The following is a 9340-nucleotide window of genomic DNA, read 5'->3' as shown; positions in this document are numbered from 1 at the left end:
TAAAGGCGTTGTTTTTAAGAAAAATACATGCAGTGACCTTTAAGGGGTTCCTGCTAAAACTGGTGATGTTTATTCTGGCTTTTACCCTGAATAAGCTCACCCTTTAACTAGCAACTTGAATTAATTAAGATGATCAGCCTCTCCAAACGGGCTGTAAGAAACCTTATCAACCGGCAGACTTTTAAACTATTAAACTTTTTGCTATGCCAGTGCCTGCACCTTTCAATTTAAAAAAATGGATCGATGAACACCGCGATCTGCTGAAACCTCCGGTAGGTAACCAGTGTGTATATAAAGACGCCGAAAATTTCATCGTAATGGTGGTGGGTGGTCCGAATGCACGGAAAGATTACCATTTCAATGAAACCGAAGAATTATACTACCAGATCGAAGGTGATATTGTTGTTAAAATAATTGACAACGGAGAATTTAAAGATATACCGATCAAAGAAGGCGAAATGTTTTTGCTCCCACCCAAAACTCCACACTCACCACAACGTGGTCCCGGCACCGTTGGCCTGGTGATAGAAAAGAAAAGAGAAACGGAAGATGACGGTTTTATGTGGTTCTGCGAAAACTGCGGTAACAAACTTTATGAGGAAACCCTGCATGTTGACGATATCGTCAAACAATTACCGCCCGTCATGAATCGCTATTGGGAAAATCTCATGCATCGCACCTGTGATAAGTGTGGCGCAGTGATGGAGCCTCCGGTAAAACCCCAAGCCCCTAAAGGGGAGTAATCTGCAGACCTAAACAATACTATAACATTTAAATCAGTAAAAGCCCTTTAGGGGTTGGGGTATGAAGATCGACATCCACACTCATATCATGCCGGAACAAATGCCGAACTGGACGCAGAAATTTGGCTACGGTGAATTCATTCACCTGGAACAGCGCAATTGCAAGGCATGCATGATGAGAGGCGATAAACTTTTTCGGGTGGTTGAAGAAAATTGTTACAAAGAAGATATTCGGCTAAAAGAAATGGATGAGACAGATGTAACTATCCAGGTACTTTCAACCATTCCTGTTCTTTTCAATTATTGGGCGAAGCCGGTAGACGGATTGGAAACATCACGATTTTTCAATGACCATATTGCTGAGACAGTTTCAAAAAATCCAAAGCGCTTTATCGGTATCGGCACCGTTCCATTGCAGGATATTGACTTAGCCATAAAAGAAATGGAACGTTGTGTAAAAGAATTAAAAATGCCGGGATTGGAGATAGGATCAAATATTAACGGCAAGAATCTTTCAGATAAATATTTTTTTCCTTTTTACGAAGCGGCTGAAAAGTTGAATTGTGCCTTGTTTGTACATCCCTGGGACATGATGGGCGAAGAACAGATGCAAAAATATTGGCTGCCATGGCTGGTAGGCATGCCGGCCGAAACAAGTCGTGCTATTTGCTCCATGATCTTCGGTGGCGTGTTTGCGGCCTTTCCGAATTTGCGGGTAGCCTTTGCTCATGGCGGTGGCTCATTTCCTTTTACACTGGGCCGTATCGAACATGGTTTTGAAGTAAGACCTGATTTGGTAGCGCTGGATAATCCGACCAATCCGAGGGATTATATCGGCAAATTTTGGGTAGATAGTTTAGTGCATGATAAAAAATCGATGGAGTTTTTAATCGATATCATCGGTGATGATAACATTTGCCTCGGCAGCGACTACCCTTTTCCTTTAGGAGAAGATGAACCGGGTAAACTGATTGAAGAAATGAAATTGAGTAAAAAAACAAAGAAGAAATTGCTATATAAAAATGCCGAAAACTGGTTGCAAATATAAAGGTCCTATTAAATTAACTGTAGTTTCGCCACCTTCGGATCTACTTCCACCTTATCGTGCTCAAAATCGAGTTTTATACGCCATTTTTGTAGAGTGGCGGCGCCAATAATAGCTTCTTCACTTAAAGACGGGACTACCAAAAATTCATCGCTAAGAAGTATGTCATTGATATAAAAATCCAACGTTACCCGCTCATTAATTTCAATAAAATGGCCTTCACTTGCAGTCGCCAGTTTCCGGACGCGGCCCAGACTAACAGGTTGTTCTAACTTGTCTAAATGATTTTTATCAATACAAGACAAATTAGCGCCACTGTCAAAAAGAATGTACAGGTGTTTTTCTCCTTTTGAACCGGCAAACAATAAGGGAAGCTTAATGACCGACATGAGATCGAGGTTTTTTTAAAGATACATTTTCCCTGTGCCAAAACTTAAAATAAGTCAGGATAATCTGAGATAATCCCATCCACTCCCATCTTTTTCAACTCTTCAATTCTTTTTTTATCATTCACCGTCCAGGGAATGATCTTTATATTTTGTTCGTGACATTTTTTCACCAGTTCTTCGGTTACCATTTTATGCTCGGGACTATAAATAGTGGGTGTAAATCCCAGGGCTTTTAACTGATCTTTTATTCCCCGCTCATCAAAGTCTTCTATCAGCATCGCAGTTTTTATCGATGGATATTTCTCATGCAGGTAGCGAAGCGTTCTGAAATCAAATGACTGGATGATCACCCTTTCTTCAATTTTCTTTGATAGAATAACCGCCATTAGTCTGTCTACAAACTCCGCCGGTGCAGGATGATAAATATTGTCAGAAGCAGGACCCGACTTTGTCTCGATATTGAAATAGGGCAAAGGCCTTTTGCTTGTCTTCATGTATTCATCTACACTATCCAGCAAATCGCTCAGCAAAGGCTTATACACGTTAATTTTTTCCTGCCGCGGAAAACGGGGGTGCGGCCGCATGCCCACATCATATTTTTTGACCTCGGCATAGTCCATATTGTAAATGTTCAGTGACCTTTCTTCTTTTTCAGACACTGGCGAGCCATCGGACTTGGTGGTGATTTCATGATTAAAAAATGGTTCATGAGAAAGGATGGGCCATTTGTCTTTTGTAAAAACAATATCCATTTCCAATGTGGTCACGCCAAGATCCAATGCCTTTTTCATAGCCGGTATCGTGTTCTCCGGCATAAGACCACGGCATCCCCGGTGACCCTGGGAATCAAAGGAGGAAATCACTTCGTTTGTTTCAGGTAATTTTTTGGCCACATGACAGGCTGCAAAGCAGCAAAGAAAGACGAGTGAATAGTGAACAATCTTATTTTGCATAATTCATCAATGATACAGAGACAGCCGTTTTATTGCTCTTTTTCCGTTTTAAATAATTGTGAAGTTCGCTGTTTCATTTCATGAGCGATCTTTTTTCCCTCCGCATCCTGTGCTTCTAATTTATCTATGATATTATGAAAACTTTTTTCGTCCCTGTTTTGGCTCAGCTTGAAAACATTATCCATTTCCTGCACCTGTATCTCAAACGCAACGATAGCTTTAATCATTTTTTGCACATACTCATCCGGCAGGTCTTCAAAATTGGCTCCCGAATGCGGGTTATTTTCAAAATGATTAGTCGTTCTTTTCAAAGTATTTAAAAGTGCCTGTTCATCCAGGAACCTTAATTGGCCTCTTACATGCACACTCATATAATTCCAGGTAGAACCTTGTTGCTTATCTTCATACCAGCTGGCACTTACATAGGTATGCGCCCCGCTAAAAACAGCCAGCACATTGGGGTTTTGCAAAAATGCTTTATGATGATCAGTATTCCGCATCATATGGCCGGAGAGAAATAGCTGTCCGCCTTTTTCGTCAATAAAAACAGGTATTTGTGTCGCTACTGGTTTGTTATCGGCACTGCAACCGGTTAGAAATGCAAACGGATGCCGACGGATAAATTCTTTGACAACTTCAGGATCTTTTTCTTTAAAATAAGGTAAGTTATACATCCGGCTAAATTACAGATTTCAGTCCAGCCCATACCAGTGCAACGTTTCTGTCCCTGTGTTTGTCAGGCCGGGAAACGTTATTTATGAAAATTCTTTTCTTTTGCTTCTTCCTTCTATCGTCCACCATCACGGCTGTGGCACAAACGAAATCGCAGGAAATAAATGCGGTGTTGCATGATGAAAGTTATGTAGCCACAACAGGCCGCTTACCCAACGCAACCGCCACTGAAACGGAACGAATACAGGTGCATCTTTCCTATGTTGAATCGCTGTTACGATCAGCAAAGTCCAACTTATCCGCTACTCAATCTGCCAACCGGGTAACGATCCTTAACTTATTACATGAATATTGGACTGCAGCCATTTTCCCGGTCAACAGGGATTACCCCGGTGAAAGAAGGCCCTGCTTCATCGATGCCAATGGGAATATCTGCGCAGTAGGTTACCTGGTCGAGCAAACAAAAGGCCGTGAAATGGCTGAGTCAATTAATGAAAAACACCAATACGATTTCTTATTGGACATGCAGGAGCCGGCTATTGAAGAATGGGCCAGTGAATATGGCCTCACATTAGAAGAATGTGCTATGATACAACCAACCTATGGGCCGCCGCCTGCTGATCAAACAAATTATGCAGATATAAAAACCGGTTACGGTGTTTCATCCGGCCTGGTGGGTGGCACTAATATCGCCATCAATTTTGCCAATCTCTCCAACCGCTTTAAGCAGAATAAAACGCTATCGTATTTGGGTCTTGTCACAGGCACCACTCAAGTCATTCTTGGATTAGCCAATACAAAAAGAACAACTAATTTTTCTGTGATGAATGGCGCTGAATACTATACTTCGTACAAAGCACAAAACAATCTTTCCTATGTTAACATTGCTATGGGCACCACCACTATCATTACAAGTGCGTTGAACCTTGCTTTACAGAAAAAAATGAATTGCAAAAAAAATGTGTTGGGTCTTTATAGCCAACCCAACTATTCTAATAGTGTCTCAATGGGATTTTCTTTTACCAGGAAAATTTAGAAACTAAAGAGCTTGTTTCACTGGATGGTTGACGGGACGATGGACGCTCCCATAATTGCAGAGGCTGTTAAAAAATAACAGCCTCTTTTATACTACCATTTTGAAGTATTAATAACCACGAACTCTTTTCTTTCGTTGACCGGGAGCATAGGCCTTTGCTGATTTACTACCGTAAACTTTTTTGGCATGCCCGGGTGGCATTGGCTTTACTACCGTTGTTCGTTTATGCACAACAACCCTGCGTGTACAGGCCATAGTGATCAACGTAAATGAGAACAGGAGAAATAAAATTTTATAAGGCTTCATAGTCCGGATTTGTTTGTAAAATAAGGAGAATAAATATTGTCAGCAAAGTAACAAACGAAAGAACTTTACTAAGTAAAATCCCTTCACTTTTTTTTAAGACACCACTTCAGCCACTTTTTCTTTTTCTATATCAGCATTGCGCATTGACACACTTCTTACCACCAGGGCGGCAAAATCTTCAAATGCATTCTTAGTGATCTCGTCATTGCCCACCATTACGGGAACTCCCTTATCTCCACCTTCCCGTATTCCCTGTACCAGTGGAATTTGTCCGAGAAAAGGAAGGTCATATTCCTCTGCGAGGCGTTTTCCTCCATCCTTACCAAAAATGTAGTATTTATTTTCGGGCAATTCAGCAGGAGTGAAATAGCTCATGTTCTCTACCAAACCAATAATCGGCACATTTAACTGTGCCTGTCCAAACATTGCTACTCCCTTTTTGGCGTCGGCCAATGCAACATCCTGTGGTGTAGTAACGATTACAGCACCTGTCACAGGAACTGTTTGCATCAATGTCAAATGGATATCCCCGGTCCCGGGTGGCATATCGATAATCAGGTAATCCAGCTCATCCCAGTACACATCCGAAACAAATTGTTTAATCGCACTGCTCGCCATGGGTCCACGCCATACTACGGCATTTTTTTCATCCACCAGCAAACCAATGCTCATGAGTTTGATACCATATTTTTCCAATGGTACTATCATCCCCTTACCTTCAATTTCCATCATCATCGGCCGTTCTCCCCTCACTCCAAACATGATGGGTACACTGGGTCCATAGATATCAGCGTCCATCAAACCAACTTTGGCTCCGCTTTGCGCTATGGCCAACGCCAGGTTTGCCGAGACGGTACTCTTCCCTACGCCTCCTTTACCACTTACCACGGCAATTACATTTTTTACTTTGGGAAGTATGGCCCGGTTGTCACTTCTTTTGGTAGTGGTGTTAGAGGTGAAATTTACCTTGATCACCGCATCCTTATTCACGATCGTTTTAATGGCATTGATACAATCATTTTTCAGCTTATCCTTCAGCGGGCAGGCAGGTGTAGTCAATACGATTGTAAACGACACATAAAATTTTTCGATAACAATATCCTGGATCATATTCAGTGTTACCAGGTCTTTTCCAAGATCGGGTTCCTGCACGGTGCTTAACGCTTCTAATACTTTTTCTTTCGTCATAACTCAGTTTGAGCGGATCAATTTACTCCGGTAAGCCATTCTTTTTGTGTGTTTTATGCTTCGCCGGAAGGGTTCACAAAAATCCTTGTTAAAAAACAGATTAATTGACAAAGTTAAACAGATCAGGAGCTATTTTGTTGGCTCATTTAATCAACTTGTACTTATTTTTGAACCTGTGAAGAAATTTTTACAATATTTCGTTTTAGCTGCCTTCCTTCTACCCTTCACTGCCAAAGCGCAGTTTGAAACAGCCCGTGATTCTGTGGTACAATTATATGGCGTCATCATGACGGCCGACAGCCTTGTAGGAATTCCTGCCGTCAGTGTTACCATCAAAGGTCAAAACCGCGGTACCATCACCAATGACCAGGGTGTTTTCTCCATTGTGGTGTTAAAAGGTGACCAGGTTGAATTTTCACACGTAAGTTATAAGCCCAAAACAATTGACATTCCCCGCAATATTGAGGGCAATCAATACAGCGTAATCCAGTTGATGGTGCAGGACACGGTGTACCTGCCTGCGACGATTATCAAGGCCCGGCCCACACCGGAGCAATTTGCCCGTGATTTTGTGAATACCAAGATCCCGGACGATGATATTGAAATTGCCCGGCAAAATACAAGTGCTGCCAAGCGAAGGGTGCTTTTGCAAACCACTCCCGGCGATGGTGGCGAAGCGACCCGCATACAATTTAACCGCATCGCCAACCGTGCCGTATACCAGGGGCAAACCCCGCCAATGAATATCTTCAACCCTGCCGCCTGGGCCGATTTTATCCAGGCATGGAAACGGGGTGATTTTAAGAATAAGTAGACCCCCTGTCCTCCGCCGCGGCGGAGAGACTTAGATCGGAAGGTTTTTATTTATTGGAGATACTAATAGCAATTCATTTTATTTTTTGTTACCAGCTCCAGTATTTCATGGCATCGCCTGTTGTGTCACTTGCCGACGCTTGCGGTCGGCATCCCGACATTAATCGTCGGTGACACTTCATCGTTCGGTTCATTGCTCAGCAATTTGATCTGCTTACATTTGTCGCAAAACATTTTATCAAACACTCTTGCCCTAAGTGAGTCTTCAAAAACTCCCTCCTGAGTTGATCGAAGGATCGGGGCAGAGGAAAACTTCAACTTATGATATCTCCCGGGGGTTCAGTTTCCGTCATCGGCGCCGGTACCATGGGCAATGGTATCGCTCATGTTTTTGCACAAGCCGGTTTTAAAGTAACGATTGTTGATATTTCATTGACACAACTGGATAAAGCGGTTGCGAACATTGCCAAAAATTTTGACCGCCAAATTGCCAAAGGTTTGGTAACGGAAGAAGATAAAAAAAGAGCACTGGCCAATATCAGTATTCACTCCAATATGAATGAAGGGGTGAAAAATGCGGAGCTTATTGTAGAAGCCGCCACTGAAAATATCGGATTGAAAATGCAAATCTTTGAAGAGGTGGATAGGCTGGCGCCAAAAGAGGCAATTCTTGCTACCAATACTTCTTCTATTTCTATCACCAAAATTGCTGCTGCCACCGGCCGTGCCGGCAAAGTGATCGGCATGCACTTTATGAATCCCGTTCCGGTGATGAAACTGGTAGAAATCATCAACGGTTATGCAACAAAGAAAGAAGTGACCGACACCGTTGTTGAACTGAGTAAACAACTGGGAAAAATTCCCTGCGTGGTCAACGACTATCCCGGTTTTATTGCCAACCGCATCCTGATGCCCATGATCAATGAAGCCATTTATAGTCTATATGAAGGGGTAGCCGGTGTGGAGGAAATAGATACGGTGATGAAACTCGGCATGGCCCATCCCATGGGACCTTTGCAATTAGCGGACTTTATTGGTTTGGATGTTTGCCAGTCAATCTTAAATGTATTGCACGATGGTTTTGGCAACCCCAAATATGCTCCTTGTCCCCTACTGGTAAATATGGTAGCCGCCGGCAAGCTAGGTGCAAAAAGCGGCGAGGGTTTTTATAAATATGAAGCGGGCAGTAAGGAGTTGAAGGTGAGTGAGCGGTTTAAATAGTTCTACTACTCAAATTGTATTGACGCAATAAACAACCTGCCTGCCGGCAGGCAAGTACAAAGGGTATAATACCACTTGGCTGAATGGCAAGATTTAGTATTTTAGAGTAATACCGTAGAATAACATAAGTCTACGTGTTGCCTGCAACCAGACCGCCGACTTCATGAATAAAGTCACCAAATATCTTCTAATAAGTACCTTGACATTAGGGCTTTTGATTGCTATTTTCTATAGTTTAGGTCTGCTTGCCTTTAGTGGAGCCTTCGATAAAAAATATTCAAGACAAGAATTAACAGACAGCTTTTTGGAGCATGAAAACGAGTTTTTAGACGTAGACCGTTATTTTAAAAGTACCATCCCACCAAATATTTCATATTCCGTGACCTTTGGCCTTTCGGCGAGAAAAAGAGTTTCTTTGTACTTACATCCATTTGTTATAGACCCGGCAAACAAGATAATTGGCGGGAAAGCTATGAGTGTTGAATCACCAAAGCTTGACAGCGCATTAAAAGTACTAGGATGGTCAAAAGAAACAATAATAACTCTGCAAAATAAATTGGCTAAGACGAATTGTGATTGGATCAGAACTGTTGATTATAGTGACCAAATTCAAATGTACCCAAATCAGAATGGTTGGGGAAGTTTTACTTACAGTATCTGGAATACGCCAATATCTGACAGCCTTATCAAGGATTACGGTCAACCCATAACCAACAATGGATTTGGTCAATTCGTGACTTTGAATTATTCATCTGCACTATAAAATACGATGGCAGCAGGCAACGGCAGTTCACGCCGTTGTTGGTGTTTCTGTTTTGAACAACTTACTGCTGTAAACGACATACACCAACAACTAAGAGTTCGTCGGGCCTGAAGGGCCAACGATGAACTCTTAGTTGTACGGAACCTGCTGGTAGGCGTTGCTTGTAATTATGGGGATTGGTGTGTGGAAGACGTGGTTGATGCGGATGTTA

Annotated in this window: 11 protein-coding genes and 1 pseudogene; 7 read left to right on the top strand and 5 right to left on the bottom strand. The window is 42.3% G+C overall.

Annotation, left to right across the window (positions count from 1 at the left end):
- The 3 genes and pseudogenes from P2W73_RS26125 to P2W73_RS26115 form a co-directional block, all read left to right on the top strand.
- A pseudogene (locus P2W73_RS26125) lies at nucleotides 1–107 on the top strand (IS982 family transposase); the annotation flags it as partial.
- Nucleotides 108–203: 96 nt separating this feature from the next.
- Complete coding sequence (locus P2W73_RS26120; RefSeq protein WP_276505054.1) at nucleotides 204–743, top strand: 3-hydroxyanthranilate 3,4-dioxygenase; 540 nt, start codon at nucleotides 204–206, stop codon at nucleotides 741–743.
- 61 nt (nucleotides 744–804) lie between these two features.
- Nucleotides 805–1791 (top strand): amidohydrolase family protein, encoded by a 987-nt coding sequence (locus P2W73_RS26115; RefSeq protein ID WP_276505053.1) that lies wholly within the window; start codon nucleotides 805–807, stop codon nucleotides 1789–1791.
- 8 nt (nucleotides 1792–1799) lie between these two features.
- Here P2W73_RS26115 and P2W73_RS26110 read toward each other — a convergent pair whose 3' ends face one another.
- The 3 genes from P2W73_RS26110 to P2W73_RS26100 are packed head-to-tail and all read right to left on the bottom strand — an operon-like array spanning nucleotide 1800 to nucleotide 3804.
- Nucleotides 1800–2177 carry a pepsin/retropepsin-like aspartic protease family protein gene (locus tag P2W73_RS26110; RefSeq protein WP_276505052.1) on the bottom strand — a complete coding sequence of 126 codons (378 nt, stop codon included), beginning with the start codon at nucleotides 2175–2177 and terminating at the stop codon, nucleotides 1800–1802.
- Between the two features lie 44 nt (nucleotides 2178–2221).
- Nucleotides 2222–3130: a glycerophosphodiester phosphodiesterase gene (locus P2W73_RS26105; protein WP_276505051.1), complete on the bottom strand. Its 909-nt coding sequence runs from the start codon at nucleotides 3128–3130 to the stop codon at nucleotides 2222–2224.
- 29 nt (nucleotides 3131–3159) lie between these two features.
- Nucleotides 3160–3804: an FMN-binding negative transcriptional regulator gene (locus P2W73_RS26100; RefSeq protein WP_276505050.1), complete on the bottom strand. Its 645-nt coding sequence runs from the start codon at nucleotides 3802–3804 to the stop codon at nucleotides 3160–3162.
- Between the two features lie 83 nt (nucleotides 3805–3887).
- Here P2W73_RS26100 and P2W73_RS26095 point away from each other — a divergent pair, with 83 nt between their 5' ends.
- The gene (locus P2W73_RS26095) at nucleotides 3888–4838 is read left to right on the top strand and encodes a hypothetical protein (protein ID WP_276505049.1); all 951 of its coding nucleotides are present in this window, start codon (nucleotides 3888–3890) and stop codon (nucleotides 4836–4838) included.
- Between the two features lie 108 nt (nucleotides 4839–4946).
- Here P2W73_RS26095 and P2W73_RS26090 read toward each other — a convergent pair whose 3' ends face one another.
- Together P2W73_RS26090 and P2W73_RS26085 are read right to left on the bottom strand one after the other, a co-directional pair.
- Nucleotides 4947–5144 (bottom strand): quinol oxidase subunit 4, encoded by a 198-nt coding sequence (locus P2W73_RS26090; protein ID WP_276505048.1) that lies wholly within the window; start codon nucleotides 5142–5144, stop codon nucleotides 4947–4949.
- Between the two features lie 93 nt (nucleotides 5145–5237).
- On the bottom strand, nucleotides 5238–6332 hold the full coding sequence (locus P2W73_RS26085; RefSeq protein WP_276505047.1) for an Mrp/NBP35 family ATP-binding protein: 1095 nt from the start codon (nucleotides 6330–6332) through the stop codon (nucleotides 5238–5240).
- A 175-nt stretch (nucleotides 6333–6507) separates the two neighbouring features.
- Between P2W73_RS26085 and P2W73_RS26080 the strand changes: the two genes are divergently transcribed.
- The 3 genes from P2W73_RS26080 to P2W73_RS26070 all read left to right on the top strand — a co-directional run bounded on the left by P2W73_RS26080 (nucleotide 6508) and on the right by P2W73_RS26070 (nucleotide 9129).
- Nucleotides 6508–7146, top strand: coding sequence for a carboxypeptidase-like regulatory domain-containing protein (locus P2W73_RS26080; RefSeq protein WP_276505046.1), 639 nt, complete (start codon nucleotides 6508–6510; stop codon nucleotides 7144–7146).
- A 320-nt stretch (nucleotides 7147–7466) separates the two neighbouring features.
- Nucleotides 7467–8366, top strand: a complete 900-nt coding sequence (locus tag P2W73_RS26075; protein WP_276505045.1) for a 3-hydroxyacyl-CoA dehydrogenase family protein — start codon at nucleotides 7467–7469, stop codon at nucleotides 8364–8366.
- Nucleotides 8367–8529: 163 nt separating this feature from the next.
- On the top strand, nucleotides 8530–9129 hold the full coding sequence (locus tag P2W73_RS26070) for a hypothetical protein (RefSeq protein ID WP_276505044.1): 600 nt from the start codon (nucleotides 8530–8532) through the stop codon (nucleotides 9127–9129).
- Nucleotides 9130–9340 lie beyond the last annotated feature (211 nt).

The organism is Terrimonas pollutisoli (assembly GCF_029360765.1).
GTDB classification, from domain to species: Bacteria; Bacteroidota; Bacteroidia; order Chitinophagales; family Chitinophagaceae; genus Terrimonas_B; species Terrimonas_B pollutisoli.
Note: the sequence above shows the minus strand (reverse complement) of the source record. Positions and strands in the feature narration are given on the sequence as shown.

Coding starts and splice junctions, on each gene's coding strand:
- P2W73_RS26100 (WP_276505050.1), bottom strand. CDS start 3,804: ATGTATAACTTACCTTATTTTAAAGAAAAAGATCCTGAAGTTGTCAAA.
- P2W73_RS26070 (WP_276505044.1), top strand. CDS start 8,530: ATGAATAAAGTCACCAAATATCTTCTAATAAGTACCTTGACATTAGGG.
- P2W73_RS26090 (WP_276505048.1), bottom strand. CDS start 5,144: ATGAAGCCTTATAAAATTTTATTTCTCCTGTTCTCATTTACGTTGATC.
- P2W73_RS26115 (WP_276505053.1), top strand. CDS start 805: ATGAAGATCGACATCCACACTCATATCATGCCGGAACAAATGCCGAAC.
- P2W73_RS26085 (WP_276505047.1), bottom strand. CDS start 6,332: ATGACGAAAGAAAAAGTATTAGAAGCGTTAAGCACCGTGCAGGAACCC.
- P2W73_RS26110 (WP_276505052.1), bottom strand. CDS start 2,177: ATGTCGGTCATTAAGCTTCCCTTATTGTTTGCCGGTTCAAAAGGAGAA.
- P2W73_RS26105 (WP_276505051.1), bottom strand. CDS start 3,130: ATGCAAAATAAGATTGTTCACTATTCACTCGTCTTTCTTTGCTGCTTT.
- P2W73_RS26075 (WP_276505045.1), top strand. CDS start 7,467: ATGATATCTCCCGGGGGTTCAGTTTCCGTCATCGGCGCCGGTACCATG.
- P2W73_RS26095 (WP_276505049.1), top strand. CDS start 3,888: ATGAAAATTCTTTTCTTTTGCTTCTTCCTTCTATCGTCCACCATCACG.
- P2W73_RS26120 (WP_276505054.1), top strand. CDS start 204: ATGCCAGTGCCTGCACCTTTCAATTTAAAAAAATGGATCGATGAACAC.